The 15,959-nt window shown below is 70.1% G+C and carries 14 protein-coding genes and 1 pseudogene; 7 read left to right on the forward strand and 8 right to left on the reverse strand.

The genetic code is table 11. The annotated features are described in order from the left end of the window. Nucleotides 1–251: 251 nt before the first annotated feature. The 3 genes from ACFPZI_RS35265 to ACFPZI_RS35275 all read left to right on the forward strand — a co-directional run bounded on the left by ACFPZI_RS35265 (nt 252) and on the right by ACFPZI_RS35275 (nt 2,701). Nucleotides 252–1,610 carry a transposase gene (locus tag ACFPZI_RS35265; RefSeq protein WP_381371242.1) on the forward strand — a complete coding sequence of 453 codons (1,359 nt, stop codon included), beginning with the start codon at nt 252–254 and terminating at the stop codon, nt 1,608–1,610. After that, nucleotides 1,492–1,827: a transposase gene (locus tag ACFPZI_RS35270; protein ID WP_381371243.1), complete on the forward strand. Its 336-nt coding sequence runs from the start codon at nt 1,492–1,494 to the stop codon at nt 1,825–1,827. Before ACFPZI_RS35265 ends, ACFPZI_RS35270 begins: the two co-directional genes overlap by 119 nt. A 397-nt stretch (nt 1,828–2,224) precedes the next feature. Continuing rightward, on the forward strand, nt 2,225–2,701 hold the full coding sequence (locus ACFPZI_RS35275) for a DUF6924 domain-containing protein (RefSeq protein ID WP_381371244.1): 477 nt from the start codon (nt 2,225–2,227) through the stop codon (nt 2,699–2,701). A 330-nt stretch (nt 2,702–3,031) separates the two neighbouring features. Here ACFPZI_RS35275 and gap read toward each other — a convergent pair whose 3' ends face one another. From gap to ACFPZI_RS35290, 3 genes are all read right to left on the reverse strand, one after another. Next, nucleotides 3,032–4,030 (reverse strand): type I glyceraldehyde-3-phosphate dehydrogenase, encoded by a 999-nt coding sequence (gene gap, locus ACFPZI_RS35280; protein ID WP_381371245.1) that lies wholly within the window; start codon nt 4,028–4,030, stop codon nt 3,032–3,034. A gap of 96 nt (nt 4,031–4,126) precedes the next feature. Next, the gene (locus tag ACFPZI_RS35285) at nt 4,127–5,083 is read right to left on the reverse strand and encodes a GlxA family transcriptional regulator (protein WP_360038067.1); all 957 of its coding nucleotides are present in this window, start codon (nt 5,081–5,083) and stop codon (nt 4,127–4,129) included. 258 nt (nt 5,084–5,341) lie between these two features. Beyond that, nucleotides 5,342–6,208 (reverse strand): SCO6745 family protein, encoded by an 867-nt coding sequence (locus ACFPZI_RS35290; protein WP_381371246.1) that lies wholly within the window; start codon nt 6,206–6,208, stop codon nt 5,342–5,344. A gap of 101 nt (nt 6,209–6,309) precedes the next feature. Here ACFPZI_RS35290 and ACFPZI_RS35295 point away from each other — a divergent pair, with 101 nt between their 5' ends. After that, complete coding sequence (locus ACFPZI_RS35295) at nt 6,310–6,879, forward strand: TetR/AcrR family transcriptional regulator (protein WP_381371247.1); 570 nt, start codon at nt 6,310–6,312, stop codon at nt 6,877–6,879. Between the two features lie 217 nt (nt 6,880–7,096). Here the strand turns inward: ACFPZI_RS35295 and ACFPZI_RS35300 are convergent, their stop codons facing one another. From ACFPZI_RS35300 to ACFPZI_RS35315, 4 genes are all read right to left on the reverse strand, one after another. Next, on the reverse strand, nt 7,097–7,723 hold the full coding sequence (locus ACFPZI_RS35300; protein WP_381371248.1) for a recombinase family protein: 627 nt from the start codon (nt 7,721–7,723) through the stop codon (nt 7,097–7,099). Between the two features lie 159 nt (nt 7,724–7,882). Next, nucleotides 7,883–9,079, reverse strand: a complete 1,197-nt coding sequence (locus ACFPZI_RS35305) for a TniQ family protein (protein ID WP_381371249.1) — start codon at nt 9,077–9,079, stop codon at nt 7,883–7,885. Then, the gene (locus tag ACFPZI_RS35310; RefSeq protein ID WP_381371250.1) at nt 9,076–9,972 is read right to left on the reverse strand and encodes a TniB family NTP-binding protein; all 897 of its coding nucleotides are present in this window, start codon (nt 9,970–9,972) and stop codon (nt 9,076–9,078) included. Before ACFPZI_RS35310 ends, ACFPZI_RS35305 begins: the two co-directional genes overlap by 4 nt. Then, a complete protein-coding gene (locus ACFPZI_RS35315; protein ID WP_381371251.1) occupies nt 9,969–11,615 on the reverse strand; it encodes a Mu transposase C-terminal domain-containing protein in 1,647 nt (548 codons plus the stop codon). The genes ACFPZI_RS35310 and ACFPZI_RS35315 overlap by 4 nt, the downstream gene beginning before the upstream one ends. Before the next feature lie 461 nt (nt 11,616–12,076). Here ACFPZI_RS35315 and ACFPZI_RS35320 point away from each other — a divergent pair, with 461 nt between their 5' ends. The 3 genes from ACFPZI_RS35320 (at nt 12,077) to ACFPZI_RS35330 (ending at nt 15,001) form a co-directional block, all read left to right on the forward strand. Next, nucleotides 12,077–12,892: an SAM-dependent methyltransferase gene (locus ACFPZI_RS35320; protein ID WP_381371252.1), complete on the forward strand. Its 816-nt coding sequence runs from the start codon at nt 12,077–12,079 to the stop codon at nt 12,890–12,892. 127 nt (nt 12,893–13,019) lie between these two features. Continuing rightward, nucleotides 13,020–14,084 (forward strand): lipoate--protein ligase family protein, encoded by a 1,065-nt coding sequence (locus ACFPZI_RS35325; RefSeq protein ID WP_381371253.1) that lies wholly within the window; start codon nt 13,020–13,022, stop codon nt 14,082–14,084. Nucleotides 14,085–14,335: 251 nt separating this feature from the next. Continuing rightward, entirely contained in the window at nt 14,336–15,001 is a 666-nt protein-coding gene (locus tag ACFPZI_RS35330; RefSeq protein WP_381371254.1) for a hypothetical protein, read from the forward strand. Nucleotides 15,002–15,049: 48 nt separating this feature from the next. On the opposite strand, the pseudogene ACFPZI_RS35335 reads toward ACFPZI_RS35330, so the two are convergent. Continuing rightward, nucleotides 15,050–15,856 (reverse strand): annotated as a pseudogene (locus ACFPZI_RS35335) (TIGR03842 family LLM class F420-dependent oxidoreductase); the annotation flags it as partial. Nucleotides 15,857–15,959 lie beyond the last annotated feature (103 nt).

A 15,959-nucleotide genomic window follows, 5' to 3' on the forward strand; every position in this document is an offset into this window, starting at 1 on the left:
CACGGGAGCGGCGGCCACCGGTTCCGCCGAACTCCGGTGACTCGTTCGGCATCCCATTGAGCGATTCTGTCGGGGATCTTGAGGTTTCCAGGCGGAACGGCATGGTCGTCGGGCAGGCTCGGCTTGGTTCCGAAGGTCGACTGCCGTACATACGAGGTGAGCCGGTGTCCCTCCGCCCCCGCTCTGGCGAGCAAGTTCCGCCCTCGACCGCGCGGGTGGCGCGGGCAAGCAATCCGAAGGGCACGACGGCGATGTGGGTGAGAGACCGGCTGGACGGGCTGTGGCACGACGAGGACTTCGACGCCTGGTACCCGCGAGACGGGCGGCCTGGCCTGTCTCCGGCCCAGCTCGCCACGGTGAGCGTGCTGCAGTTTCTGCTGAACCTGTCGGACCGTCAGGCGGCCGAGGCAGTGCGCTGCCGGATCGACTTCAAATACGCCCTCGCGCTCGAGCTGGACGATCCCGGCTTCCACCACAGCGTGCTGGCCGACTTCCGTGACCGGCTGGCCCAGGACGACCGCGCCGATACCCTCCTCGACATCGCGCTGGCCCGGCTGAAGGAAGCGGGGCTGGTCAAGGCGTGGGGACGGCAGCGCACCGACTCCACCTACCTGAGGGCCGCGGTGCGTGAGCTGACCCGGCTGGAGCTGGTGTTGGAGACGGTCCGCGCCGCTTTGGAGGAGTGCGCCCGCACCGCACCGGAGATCCTCGAGGGCCTGGTGGACGAGGACTGGGCGCTGCGCTACGGACGGCAGGTCCGTCTGGTCAGCCAGCCCAGCCATCCGGCCGCCCGGCTCAAACAGGCCGGCGCCGACGCCGCCGAGCTGCTCGAACGCGTCCGCGGCCAGCACCCGGGCACACCACCGGGACCCGCGCTGGAGGCGCTTCGGCAGATCATGGTCCAGCACTTCCTTGTCGATGTCCGGGGACGGCTGCGTCCGCGGGCCGAGAAGGACGGTTTGCCGCCCACCGGCCGGCGCCTGGAGTCGCCCTACGACCTCGAGGCCCGCTACACGCGCCGCGGGCACCGGACCTGGGTCGGCTATCTCGCGCATACCACCGAGACCTGCGACGAAGGCAGTACCAACGTCATCACGGACGTGGCCACCACCGTCCCCACCGGCGACAGTGTGGCCCTGCCCGGCATCCACACCCGGCTCAAGCGGCGCCGTCTGCTGCCTGCCGAGCACCTCGTCGACAGCGGCTACACCTCCGTCGTGCTCCATGACACCGCCGCCCGCGCCCACCGCATCACCATGGTCGGCCCGGTCAAGACCGACAACTCCCGGCAGCGCAAGACCGGCGACGGTTTCGCCCGGGAGAACTTCATCATCGACTTCGACCGCCGCGAGGTCACCTGCCCCAACGGCCAGGTCAGCGGCAACTGGAACGAGCTTCCGGCGATGGCCCCCTACACGGTGGTCCGGTTCGACAAGCGGCACTGCGGGCCCTGTCCTGAGCGGTCTTCGTGCACCTCCGGGGGCACGGACGGTGAACTTCCTGCCCCGACGCCTGCACGAGCTCCAGGCCCGCAGCCGCGCCGATCAGCAGGACCCGCAGTGGCAGCGGCTCTATGCCTCACGCTCCGGCGTCGAGGGCACCATGAATGAGCTCGTCAACGGCCATCGGATGCGCCGCTGCCGCTACCACGGCGTTGCCAAGGCCCACGTCCAGCACGTCCTGACCGCGATCGCCGTCAACATCGAACGCCTCAGCACCCAGGAACCGGAAGACTCCACCTACCGCCCCCGTTCACCGACGGCGTTCCAGCAGTACCTCGACGACAACGAATTGCCCCGGCCCCGCTGGTGGCGCCAAGGACAGTGACCTTCGAAAACCAAGATCCCCGACAGAATCGCTCAGTGACTGGTTCGCCTCGCCCGTTGCTCGGGCCTCTCAGCGACCCGCATGAATAGTGCAGCAGTCCCGACAGCATTCGACAGCACCGCCCGGGCCGCCTGGGTTGCAGGTTGCTCTCCAAGCCCATTGCTCAATCCAGTCCACCCAGGTCAGTGCCGCGCAGCTGACCCGGGGCACATCAGGGACTCCACGAAACCGGGGTCAGCTCACCGGGGTGGTCGAAGGGCATGTGAGCCGGGTGAAAACACTCAAGCGGGCCATGTATGGCCGAGCCTCGTTCGAACTTCTCCGGACCCGCATCCTCGAAAACGGCCCATGAGACAGTCGGGCACAGCTCACCGATCGTCACCGAGGAGAAGGATCCATGAGAGCGTTGCCCGCCGTCACCGGCCGTGATGAGTTCGATGCCCTGGTCGTCAGGATCGACTACCTCGACGACCAGGCGTGGCAGGACGTGGTGGCGGCGCTGATGGAGCCCTGGGGAGACAGGCAGCACGAGGCACACGTCCACTTCATCGACGATCCGGCCTGGGCAGGGGCGACCGTTGACGAGGTGCTGACTGCGGTCTGCGGCGACGACAACCTGGCCGTTGTCTTTCTCGCCGACCGTACAACCATGCAGGCCGAGAGCCACCCGCTGCTGGCGGTCACCACGCTGACGCGGGAGGAGTGCGTGGACGAAGAGGACTACGAACAGCTGACCGAGTTCGGCCGCGGTTTCCGCACCATCCCCGCAGGGCTCCACGACGTCCACGCGAACCTGAGCATCGGCAATCTGGGCTTTGAGGAGTACGCGGCATCGGCTCACGATGATCCCGAGGGGATCTACCGGTCCTTCTGAACGGGCTCACGAAACTGCGGACAGAGCCTTAAAACAGCCGGGGCCGCTCTTCGCCCGCACTTGGTTGCGGGCTCAACCAGGTGGCGGGCCCGTCTGATATTCAGCCAGGTTCGAGTGCCGTCGAGGACTCTCAGGGGTGGCCGCAGGCCCTCGCGGAGCGACGCTCGATGAGCGCCCTTGACCGGCCGTGGCACTCCAGCACCCTCCGGGGGCCGGGCGGACCCGCTTCTGTGCCTTGAGCGCTCCGGTCGGCCCGTCGGGCCGACCGGAGCGCTCAAGGGAAGTGCTGGAGCGGTCGCTGGAGATGGGGGGTACCGCCCCGGCGTCCGGTCAGCGGGTGGCGAGGAGCTCGAGCGTGTCGATCACGCGGTTCGAGAAGCCCCACTCGTTGTCGTACCACGCGACCACCTTGATGTGGCGGCCGCTGACGCGGGTGAGGGCCGAGTCGAAGATCGACGAGGCGGGATTGCCCGTGATGTCGGACGACACGAGCGGGTCGTCCGAGTACTCGAGGACACCGGCGAGCGGCCCCTCCGCTGCGGCGCGGTATGCCGCCAGCACGTCGTCGCGCGTCACGTCGCGGGCGACGGTCGTGTTGAGTTCGACGAGCGAACCCACCGGCACCGGTACGCGGATCGAGTCGCCCGACAGCTTGCCGTCGAGGTTCGGCAGCACCAGGCCGATCGCCTTGGCGGCGCCGGTCGTGGTCGGCACGATGTTGACGCCGGCGGCCCGGGCGCGACGGGCGTCGCGGTGCGGACCGTCCTGCAGGTTCTGCTCCTGCGTGTAGGCGTGCACCGTCGTCATGAACCCGTGCTCGATGCCGGCGAGTTCGTCGAGGACCGCGGCCAGCGGCGCGAGCGCGTTGGTGGTGCAGGAGGCGTTCGAGACGATCGTGTGCACGGCCGGGTCGTAGGCGTCGGTGTTGACCCCGAACGCGAGCGTGACGTCGGCGCCGTCCGACGGCGCACCGACGAGCACCTTCTTCGCGCCCGCGTCGAGGTGGGCGCGGGCAGCCTTGGCCGAGGTGAAGCGGCCGGTGGCTTCCAGAACGATGTCGACGCCGAGTTCGGCCCACGGCAGCCGCGCGGGTTCGCGCTCGGCCAGCACCGTGATCCGACGTCCGTCGACGACGAGGGCGTCCCCGTCGACGGTCACCGGACGCCCGAGCCGGCCGGCCGTGCTGTCGTAGGCGAGCAGCCGGGCGAGCGTGGCGGGCTCCGTCAGGTCGTTGACGGCGACGACCTCGAGGGCACTGTCGCGTTCGAGCAGTGCGCGCAGCACATTGCGTCCGATGCGGCCGAATCCGTTGATGGCGATGCGAGTCATGAGTGAGGTCCCTTTCCTTCACCCCCAGGCTCGCCCGCGGCTCGCGCCGCTGACAGTGGCGAGATGGCCATCGTTCAAAAGGATCCCGCCACGGTGCTATGCGCCCCGGGTGAAGGTGCGCCGGTACTCGCTCGGTGTGGTGCCGAGGACGCGCTGGAAGTGCAGGCGCAGGTTCGCGCCGGTGCCGAGGCCGACGTCGGCGGCGATCTGTTCGACGCTGCGCTGCGACCGCTCGAGCAGTTCGCGGGCCAGGTCGATGCGGGCCCGCATCACCCACTGCATCGGCGTATAGCCGGTCTCCTCGACGAAACGTCGGGAGAACGTGCGCGGCGAGACTCCGGCCTGTCGCGCCAGTACATCGAGGGTGAGGGGCTCACCTAGCCGGTGCAGCGCCCACTCGCGGGTGGCGCCGAAGCGCTCGCCGAGCGGCTCGGGGACGCTGCGCGGCACGTACTGGGCCTGGCCGCCGCTGCGGTAGGGCGCCGCGACCAGGCGGCGGGCCGCGTGGTTGGACGCGGCCACCCCGAGGTCGCCGCGCAGGATGTGCAGGCACAGGTCGATGCCGGAGGCGGCGCCGGCCGAGGTGAGCACGCTGCCCTCGTCGACGAACAGCACGTTCTCATCGACCTGGACGAGCGGATGCCTGACCACGAGTGCCCGCGTGTAGTGCCAGTGCGTCGTGGCGCGCCTGTTGTCGAGCAGGCCCGTGGCGGCGAGCGCGAAGGCGCCCGTCGAGATGGCGGCGAGCCGCGCGCCCCGAGCGTGGGCGGCGATCAGTGCGTCGACGACGGCCTGCGGCGGGTCGTCGCGGTCCGGGAACCGGTAGCCGGGGACGAAGACGATGTCGGCCCACGCCAGCGCGTCGAGGCCGTGGGCGACGGAGTACGACAGGCCGTCGCCGCCGGTCACGAGACCGGGTGTCGCCCCGCACACCCGCACCTCGTACGGCATGCTCGCGCGGGTCGTGAAGACCTGGGCGGGAATTCCGACATCGAGCGGCTTCGCACCCTCGAGCACGAGGACGGCGACGCGATGCAGGCGGGAGGCTGGCATGGGACAGAGGCTACGTGGGGCGCGACGTCGATCTCTGGCTGCGGACACTGCACCCCTGGGGCCGACGTGTGAGCGCGTCTCCGATCCTGAACCGCCCGTTCCGCCCCCGCTGCCGGAAGGCGGACGACGTGTGCGCCACCGCCTTCCCCACTGTCAGTTTCCGAAGTCGGCTGCGCGGATGACTGGAATCGGCTGCGTGCGCTAACGGCGGCCTCAGGCACCACGCCCCTCGCAGCGGTTTTCACCGCCTGCTCGCGCTCAGATCTTCCCGATGCCGAGCGTGGTCTCGCGGGGCAGCATTCCTGAGCCGAGGACCTCCAGCCAGAGCGGGCCAAGGAGATCGGCGAGCCGCGTGGTGTCCTCGGCGCCGAGCGCGTGCCAGGGGGCAGCGGCCAGTTCGTCGGTGCGGCGCTCGACCTCGGCGCGCAGGGCGTGGCCCACGTCGGTCGCGGCACCGTCGGCGTCCAGCAGTCCCCGCGCGATGAGCCGTTCGCGGGCGGCCGCCCACTCATGCTCGCTCCAGCCGCGGCTCGCGAAGACCTCGGCCGGCGCCGCGCCGATCGCGGCGAAAGACACCAGTGCCTCCACAGAGTCGAGTCCTACGGTCAGGAGGGCGGCGAGGTGGCCGTCACCGCGGTGCTCACGCAGGATCGTCGCGGCTTGCCACAGCACGAGGTGAGGCTCCTGGGGCCAGGGCAGCGCGGCATTGGCGGCGGCGAGCGGGCGGCCTTCGGTGTGCGCGGCCTCGGCCGCCCGGCGGGCGAGCGCGGCTGCCTCGGCGAGATCGGGACTGTCCGTCCGCTCATCGATGAGCGCGCGGTACGCCCGGTCGACGCCGCGCGTCCGGGCCTCAAGCACCTTGTCCGGTGCGGCGACGTCCCAGGCAGCGGGGATGTGCTCGGCGACCATGCGCGGACTGAAGCTGTAGAACGCGGAGGCCACTTGACGGGATCCGGGTGCCCCGAGCGGCGCCGCTCGCAAGGCGAAGTAGCTCGGCCAGCGTTCGCCGGTGTCGTAACCGAGCGCTGTTACTTCTTCGAAGACCTCGGGAGCGTAATAGAGGACGGCGTGCAGAGGCTCCAGCAGGTGCCACATCTGCCGTACGCGTCCGTTGTCGTTACTCATATGGCGATCCCTCTTCCCGTGACTCGCTCATCTTGACGTCGACTAGATTCCATTCGACGGCCGAACTTGTCAACGTCTAGATTGCGCGTAACCTGCTGATCATGACCACTGAACGCGCCTACCATCACGGGGACCTGCGACAGGCCGTGCTCACTGCGGCCCTCGACGTCATCGCCGCCGAAGGACCGGCGGCCCTGTCCCTGCGCGACCTGGCCCGCCGCGCAGGCGTTTCCCACGCCGCGCCCGCGCACCACTTCAAGGACCGCGCGGGCCTGCTCACCGCCATCGCGGCCGAGGGCTACGGCTTCCTGTCCGCCGCCCTCGACGAGGCGGAGGACCTGCGCGGCCTGGGCGTCCGGTACGTGCACTTTGCCACCACGCACCCGGCGCACTTCCAGATCATGTTCCGCCCGGAGCTCCTGCGCCCGGACGACCCGGAGCTCCTCGCGGCGCGCGAGCGGACGCGGAGCCGGCTCCGTACGGCAGTGGAGGGCTACGGCAACGACCCGATCATCGGTTTCATGGCTGCCTGGTCGGTGGCCCACGGCTTCGCGACGCTGCTGCTCTCCCACAACCTGGACGGCCCGCTGGACGGGCGGGACCCCGAAGAGACCTTCCGGGCGCTGGCGGACGAGATGTTCCAGCCTGCTGAGAACCCCGCGACGGGCTGACTCGTACCTACGGAGCCAATGGAGCGACGGCCATTCAGCTTGCGATGTTCATGACTTAACTGAACATGGTGATCTTGTGTTCGTCGACCAGGCAGCCCGAGCCTGGAGCAGTGCCCTCGCTGCCCCAGCTGTGGGCGAGCCGGCTTCAGTACGACTTCGCCGATGAGCCAGTGTCGTCCGATGATCTCGATCTGCTGCGGATTTAGGCGCGATGCCATCAGCGAGTCCCGTTCGATGCATCGTCGGCACTTGGCGTCGCGAGGTAGCGGTGGAGGGAGGTCTTGGGGATGCCGGTCTTCTCAGCGATCTCGCCGAGGCTGCCGCCCTGCTGCTTGAGGAGCTTGGCGTACTCGATCTTTTCGGCCGGGTGGGCGACGGGGCGGCCTATGCGACGGCCGGCGGCTTCGGCGACAGCGCGGGCGTGGGCGGCGCGTTCGGCGGTGAAGGTGCGTTCCATCTCGGCGAAGAGGGCCAATAGGAGGAAGGCAATGCGGGCCATGCCCTCATCGGCGGTGTTGATCGGCAGGGGGTCGGCCAGTGAACGCACCCCGATCTGCTTCTCGTTCAGGTCGTGGACGAGGTTGAGGACTTCGCGCAGGTTGCGGCCGAGCCGGTCGAGTGTGTGCACGACGATGGTGTCCCCGGGGCGGGCATAAGCGAGCAGGGCGGTCAGACCCGGGCGGTCGACGCTGGTCCCGCTCTTCTTGTCCACGTGGATCCGGTCGTCGGGGATGCCTGCGGCTTCAAGTGCGTCGAGCTGGCGTTCCAGGCTCTGTTTGATCGTTGAGACCCTCGCGTACCCCAGGGTGAGCCCACTGACGGGGTGTGAGTTGTCGGTTCGCATAACCGGACCGTACCGGAAGTCGGCTCCGTACGGGCCTTTCGGAACGCTTCTTGTGGAACGACTTGCGGAACGATCCCCGGAGTGATTCGCCCAGGATGCACGTCCTCTGGCGGGCCGTCGGGAGTGCTGTTCCATATCCAAGGATGTGGAACACGGATGTCAGGTGAGATCGGCGCGGCCGAGTTCGCGGGCACTGGGCAGGAAGTCGGCGGAGACGCCGGCACCGAACAGGAAGGCGCGTTCTTCTTCGAACCGGTTGATGGTGCGGCAGCCGAGGGTGAGGAGGATCAGAAGCTGGCGGGCGGCGTCGCGGTCGGTGCGGGCCAGGGCGAGCGCCGTCTCTATCTGATCCATGGCCTCCTGCCAGGAACTGCGGTGCGGTGCGGACGGGGCGCCGTCGTAGACGTGGCGGTGCTCCGGACGCAGGGTCGAGGCGAGACGGCCGCAGGCGATCACGGTCCCTTTGGCGGCCAGGTTCAGCGCGGTGCCGGCGGCATGCAGCATCGCCTCCTGGACCTCGGGGGCCAGGTATTCGTAGGGCCGCCAGGTGGTCAGTCCGGCGCGTTGTTCTCGGCCGGTAGCCTCCCAGACGTGTTCCAGCGTGGCCCGGCCGTGACTGCTGCGGCCGGTCAGGGAGAGGCTGACCTCGTCCAGCAGCGAGCGCAGCAGCCGGAACCACACCCCGGCGTGCACGGTACGGCCGGGGAGGGTGACCCGTCCGGTGGTGAGCCCCTCGTAGGTGTAGCGGTCCACGGTGGCCAGAGGTTCGGCCAACAGCGTCGGCCCCGGCCCTTCATGCCCCAGGGCGAGGGCGGCATCGACTGCGGCGGCTTCTTCCAGGCGGCACCCGTGCTCGACACAGCCGGTCATCAGCGGCAGCCGCCAGATCAGGGCCCGCCCACGGTCGGGGTCGGCGGCGCACACCGGGCAGGCCCGGTGCAGCGACCATCCGAGCCACGGGCCCGGCCAGCGCTTCCAGCGGTTGACCTGGTTGGTGCCGGCCTCGCCCGGGGCCAGGAGCACGGAGTGGTCCCGCACGTAGGCGTCGAACATCGGCTGTGTCTGATCGATCGGCACGGTGAGTGTGTCGAACAGCCAGGGCTCCCAGCCCGCCAGCGTCATCGCCCGCAGTCGGGCGAGTTCGACGCCGGTGCGTTCGGCCAGCGCGGCGAGCATCGCCGCCGGTGGGTCGTAGTCCAGGTCGGCCGGAACGGCCAGGCCGACCAGGCCGAGGTTGCGGGTGAGCAGGTCCGTCACCGGCATCTCGTACAACCGGGCCAGTCGGCCCAGCCACGACGAGAGGGCTTCCAGCGGGCCGGGCTGCGGGTGCAGTGGCCACCGCCGAACGCCGCTCACGTCAGCTCGCGTTCGAACAGCCGGCGCCGCTCGCTCGGCCCGGCATACGGGGCCAGCAGCAGGGTGCGCTGGTTGATGGCCTCCTCACCGGATTCGATCGCGGCCACCGCGGCGTCAGTGAGCAGGTGGGCCAGCTCTCCGATCGTGCCTTCGCTGCGGGTGAGCAGGTAGCCGGCCATCTCGGCGGTGGCGATGGGCGAGGGCCTGCGCAGCGGGAACGCCGCGGCGAAGCTGGCCAACAGCGAGCAGGCGTCGGCGCCGGTCTCCCAGCGCGGCAGCGTTAGTGGCGCGAACCGGTTCTCCAGCTGGTCATCGGCCCGGATAGCCAGATAGGCGTCCCGGGTGCCGACGCCGACCAGCGGGATGCGCAGTTCGTTGCCCAGGAACCGCAGCAGGTTCAAGAACTCCCGGCGCTTGTCGCCGCGCCCGCCGAGGACGTTGTGCAGCTCGTCGATGACCAGCATGCGCACCCCGGCCGACCGCAGCATCCGCAGCGCCAACTGTTCGACGTCGGCCAGCCGGTAACGGGCCCGCAGCGGAGCGCCGAGCGCGGCCAGCAGCGCGGTGTAGAAGCGGATCACCGTTGGGTCGGAGGGCATCTGCATCACCAGCACCGGGATCTCCTCGCGGTCCGGGTGCGAGACCGGCACGTGTGCGCGGCGGAACTTCTCCACGATCATCGACTTGCCGTTGTTGGTCGGCCCGATCAGCAGCAGGTTCGGCATCCGCTGCTTGGACGGCCAGGCCAGAAGCGTCTCCAGCCGCTGAACCGCCTCGGCGGCCCGCGGGTAGCCGATCCACCGGTCCGCCCGTACGTACCGCAGCCGCTCGGCAACCGACAGCCGCGCGATCTGCTGGGCGGCCGGGTGCAGGTGCGACAAGTCCTCGTTCACCAATGTTCGATCACCTCGAACGGCCTGACCGCCGCCTCCCCGTCCTGCCCGGCCGACGGAGCAGGCGGCTTCGGCGGCAGCGAGGGCCCCGTCCCGGGCGGCGCGTCGCTGCGGCGCTGGCGGTCACGGCGAGCCTTGCGGGTGACCGCACTCGCGGTTTCGGTGATCTGGCGCATCTGCGCCACCATGGCGAACAGCGTGTCCTCATCGACCTCGGCGCGGCCCAGCTCGCGCAGCCGCGCGACAGCCGCCTTCTGTTCCCACGCGCTGATCGGGGGCCGCGACAGCGTCCGGTAGGGCACCTCCAGATAGTCGGTGCCATCCGGGTCCAGGACCCAGATCCGGCTGATGTCACGCGGATCACGGCGCAGGACGAACCGGCCCAGCTCGTCGCGGCGGGCGATCCACGGCCTGAGCGCGTCGCTGTAGTACTGCACGTAGTCGATCACGAACCCCGACCGGGACAAGGTCCGGCGGACCACAGGCAGGAAGTCCACCAAGAACGCGGTCTCGTTGGTCACGGTCACCAACTCGGCCCCGGCGGCCTTCTCCGCCCAGACCCCGGCCGGAGTACGGCTCAGGGTCTCGTGCACCTGGCCGTGGTAGCAGGCCACCGCCAGCGCCAGCCACCGCTGAAGCTCCCGCAGCGTCAGCACGGCCTTACCGTCGCTGTCATAGGTGCCGCGGTCGGCGATGCTGGAGAACGTCGTGCCCGGCAACTCGTTGACCAGCTCCATCATCGTGCCGATCAGCCGCTCAACGATCCCGCCGAAGTGCGGCAGGCCCGGCGGCCGGTACCTCAAGCCGATGCCGTGCTGGTCGCAACCGCGGCGAAGCGCCTCGCTCTTGAACTCGGAGGCGTTGTCCAGGTACAGCTCGCGTGGCTTGCCGCTCATCGGCCAGGCCGCCTCCACCCCCAGCCGCTCCAGCCACGGCCGCTTGTCGGTGACCACATGCGCCAGGCACAGCCCGACCGAGGTCGCCGACGGCGCCTCCAGCGTCACCACCAGGCCCACCACGCACCGGCTGACCACATCGATCGCCGCCGTCAAATACGGGCGGCCGATCGGCATCCGGTGCTGCTCGTCGACCACGATCACGTCCACCGGCGTGTGGTCGACCTGGACCTGCTCCAGCAGATCGACCACCGCAGGCGGCACACCCCCGGCCGGCCGCAACCGGCGGGCCGCCTCGCTCCCCTCCCGCGCGACCGTGGAAGAGATCGGCTCCAGCCGCGTGATCCGCCGCACCACCGACCCCCGCGACGGAACCCGCAGCCCACCAACGCGGCACTGGCGTGCGATCTCCCGGTGAACGGCCGCCACACTCCGGCGCTGCCGCGTCAGGTACCGCCTGCGCAGCACTTCCGCAACGATCGCCTCGACCTCATCCGGCAGCCGCCCACTCCCGCGGCCACCACTGGATCGGCCCGGCAGCAGGTCCGAGACCACCCCGACACCCGCGCGCCACCGCCCCACCAGCACATACACCTGGCGCCGGGATATCCCCAGCATCGCGGCGGCCTCATCTGCATCCGCCAGCCCCACCCTGGCCTTCTCGGCAAGAGGCCCGATCACCTCGGCCTGCCGTACCGCGGCATCCCACACACCGGCCGGAGCGGTCAGCACCCCACGCTCGGTCACCGGTCCCTCCGCCACCCGGCCCCCTCCGCAAACGCGCACATGACTACGGACCAACTTGACCGTAGTGCAGGCGACTTCGTGACGCGGGAGAGTTCACAGTTCCCTGCGTTGCGCGACGAAACCCCAGCTCATCCGTGCACGCGAGTACGAACATTCACACCCACGGTGACCGGCACGCCCGACGGGCACCGGCGGCACGGCGTACACCCGCAGACGCCCGGTGAGGACGCCGTCGCGGCATCCCTGCCGGAAAGCGCGGCGAGCGCCACGTGACGACCGCCGGACGGCGCGCGGTCGGCCGCGCACCGGCCGGTGGTCACCGACGGCGTCAACCGGGATCCATTCACGCCCCGTAAGAGTGACGAACTGGAGTGCGCAACAACGCTGTTGAGACGTAAGTTGTGGGGCAACACACCCGCTGGCTGAACACGCCTGCCTCGGCTGAGAGACGGACCGTACCCATGAGCGACCCCGAGACGACGCCCGGAACCGCCGCACACCAGAAGATCGACACCTCGGTGCCGCATTCGGCCCGGATCTGGAACTACTGGCTGGGCGGCAAGGACAACTACCCGGTCGACGAGGAGGCCGGCGACGCGTACACCGGCGTCTTCCCCGGCATCGTGACCATCGCCCGCAGCAGCCGGGCCTTCCTGCAGCGCAACATCACCTATCTGGTCGCCGAGGCCGGCATCCGGCAGTTCCTGGACATCGGGACGGGCCTGCCGACCGCCGACAACACCCATGAGGTCGCCCAGCGCATCGCCCCGGAGAGCAGGATCGTCTACGTCGACAACGACCCGATGATCCTGGCGCACGCCCGCGCCCTGCTCTACTCCACTCCCGAGGGGGCGACCGCCTACGTCGACTCCAACGTGCTGGACCCGGAGCGCGTCCTGGCCGCCGCCACCGCGACACTGGACTTCTCCCGCCCCACCGCCCTCATACTCAGCAACATCCTGGGCCACATCGCCGACCACGACGAGGCGCGCTCCATCGTGACGCGGCTGATGGACGCGCTGCCGTCCGGCAGCTACCTGTCCATCAACGACGGTTCCCGGGGCGTCGACCCGGAGTTCGAGCACGCCCAGGACGGCTACAACAAGAGCGGCGCCGTCCCGTACAACCTGCGTACCGCCGACGAGATCACCTCGTTCTTCGACGGCCTGGAGCTCCTGGAGCCCGGCGTGGTCTCGGTCACCCAGTGGCGACCGGACGCCGACGCACCCGACGCGCCGGTCATCGCCGAGCACGGCGGCCTCGCCCGCAAGCCGTGACGCCCTGACGGGCCACGGGCCCCTGCGGCCCGTGGCCCGGACCCGCGCGTTCCCACCGGCTCGCCCGCGGGAACACCCCGACCGCCTCCGGTGTTGATCCCGTGCGACGGGACGAAAGGCGGAGACGGTGCACGGTGAGTACAAGGTCCCCGGCGGCAAGCTGGTCGTCGTGGACGTCGAGGTGACGGACGGCGTCCTGCGGAACACGCGGGTCGCGGGCGATTTCTTCCTCGAACCGGACGAGGCGCTGGACGCCGTGAACCACGCCCTGAACGGCGCCCCGGCGGACATGGACGCGGCCGGTCTCGCCGCGCGGATCGACGCCGCGCTTCCCGAGGGGACCGTGATGTACGGGCTGACCTCGGCGGGCGTCGCCGTCGCGGTGCGCCGCGCGGTCGCCCGCGCCACCGACTGGTCGGACTACGACTGGCAGCTGATCCATGAGGGCCCGCAGCCCCCGGCTCTGCACATGGCGCTGGACGAGGTGCTGACGGCGGAGGTCGCCGCGGGCCGTCGTCCGCCGACACTGCGGGTGTGGGAATGGGGCGGTCCCGCGGTGATCATCGGCAGCTTCCAGTCGCTGCGCAACGAGGTCGACCCGGAGGGGGCCGAGCGGCACGGCATCGAGGTGGTGCGCCGCATCTCCGGCGGCGGCGCGATGTTCGTGGAGCCCGGCAACACCATCACGTACTCGCTGTCCGTTCCGGAGTCCCTGGTGCAGGGCCTGTCCTTCCAGGACAGTTACGCCTACCTCGACGACTGGGTGCTCGGCGCTCTCGGCGACATGGGGATCAGGGCCTGGTACCAGCCGCTGAACGACATCACCACCGACCAGGGCAAGATCGCCGGCGCCGCCCAGAAGCGGATGGTGGGCCCGGACGGCGGTCCGGGTGCGGTGCTGCACCACGTGACGATGGCGTACGACATCGACGCCGGCAAGATGCTCGAAGTGCTGCGCATCGGGCGGGAGAAGATGTCCGACAAGGGCACCGGGAGCGCCAAGAAGCGCGTCGACCCGCTCCGCCGGCAGACGGGCCTGCCCCGCGAGACGGTCATCGAGAACATGATCGACTCCTTCCGCGCCCGATACGGCGTGTCCGGCGGCAAGGTGACCGACCAGGAACTGGCCCGCGCCCGGGAGTTGGCGCGGACCAAGTTCACGACCCCTCAGTGGACCGCCCGCGTGCCCTGACCCACCCGGCGGCCCGCCCGGCGGCCCGCTCCGCGCCCACCCGTCGGCCGACGCCGCGATGTCGCCGCGACGCCTCAAATCGCCTGAATCCAGGGGAAGTACGGCAAATCAACACCCCCTCGTGACGCTCCCCCGTCACCCCGCGCCTACGGAGCGAGTTCGCCCTTCCGCCCCACCGGGAAGCATGTGAGACTGGCGTCCCGTCCGCAGTGCGGGCACCCTTCCGCACCGACCCCCACGAGAAGTGCGCCGTGCGTTCCTTTCCTCTGCCGATAGCCCTGACCGCGCGCCTGTCCCCGGTGGTCGTCCTCGCCGCGGCGGGCTGGGCCCTGTCGTCCGGATCGTCCTCCGCGCCGCAGGCCGCCGAGAAGAAGCCGCCGGAGACGACGGCGTCGCAGTCCGCCTCCGCCCCGTCGACGACGGCCGCGCCGAAGACGTACACCGCCGCTCCCGCGCCCTGCGGCAGCATCGCCGAGAAGACCGTCACGTCCCTTGTGCCGGGGGCGAAGGCGGCCGGCAAGGAGATCAAGTCCACCGACTCCGCGCTGCGCCGGACCTGTTCGTGGAACGCGCTCGACGGCTACGAGTACCGCTGGCTGGACGTGTCCTTCGAGGTCCTGCAGTCGGACGACGCGGCCGAGAAGTCGTACCAGGGGCGGTTGAAGGACAGGAGCGGCGGAGGCGCGGTCCCCGGACTCGGTGACGCCGCGTACTCGGTCGTGGACCTCACCACCGAGGACAAGCAACAGACCCGGGAGGGCGTAGTGGTGGCCCGCGCCTCCAACGCGCTGGTGGTCGTGACGTACAACGGCAGCGACTTCGAGTCGAAGAAGGCCCCCTCCACGGACGAGATCAACAAGGGCGCCATCAAGGCCGCCAAGGAAGCGATGGCGGCCCTGCTGGCGGGCAAGGAGTAAGCAGGAGGTGCGTCCCGGCGGCCGGGACACCGGCCTTGGGGGCGCGAGTCAGCCGTTGAGCGCCGGGATCACGTGCGTCCCGTAGACGTCGATCACGGTCTCCGGGGCGTCGTGCATGTCGTAGACGGCGAACTGGTCGACGCCCAGCGCGCGGAGTGCCTTCAGTTTCCCGACGTGCTGTTCCGCCGTGCCGATCAGGCAGAACCGGTCGACGATCCGGTCGGGCACGAACGCGGTGTCGGGGTTGCCGCTGCGGCCGTGGTGGGCGTAGTCGTAGTCCTGGCGGGAGGCGATGTAGTCGGTCAGTTCGTGCGGGACGACGCTGCTGTCGGCGCCGTACCGGGCCACCAGGTCGGCGACGTGGTTGCCGACCATCCCGCCGAACCAGCGGCACTGTTCACGCGCGTGGGCGAGTGCCTGCGGTGAGTCGTCCTCGGTGACGTAGGCCGGGGCGGCGACGCAGACGGTCACCTCGGCGGGGTCGCGCCCGGCGGCGACGGCGGCGTCCTTGACGGCCTTGACCATGGTCCCGGTGAGGTAGGGGTCGGCGAGCTGAAGGATGAAGCCGTCGGCCTCCTCCCCGGCCATCTTCAGCGCCTTCGGCCCGTACGCGGCCATCCACACGGGGAGCCGGGAGTCCTTCCCGATCCAGGGGAAGCGGACGACGGTGCCGCCGCCGAGGTCCGCCTCCCCGCCCTCGGCGAGGGTGCGGATGACCTTCATGGCCTCGCTCACGCGGGCCAGGGTGTTGGGGGCGCGGCCGGCGACCCGCATCGCGGAGTCGCCCCGGCCGATTCCGCAGACGGTGCGGTTGCCGAACATGTCGTTGAGGGTGGCGAAGGTGGAGGCGGTGACTGAAGCTTCCCCTTGATCGTGGACACCTGGAAACTGGGACCTGAGAGGTCGTTAAGTCCCTTTCCGGTAGAGGCCCCGTCCGGGCTGGGTGAGGAAGCCTTGG

This window comes from Streptomyces chlorus (assembly GCF_042655885.1).
GTDB lineage: Bacteria > Actinomycetota > Actinomycetes > Streptomycetales > Streptomycetaceae > Streptomyces > Streptomyces chlorus.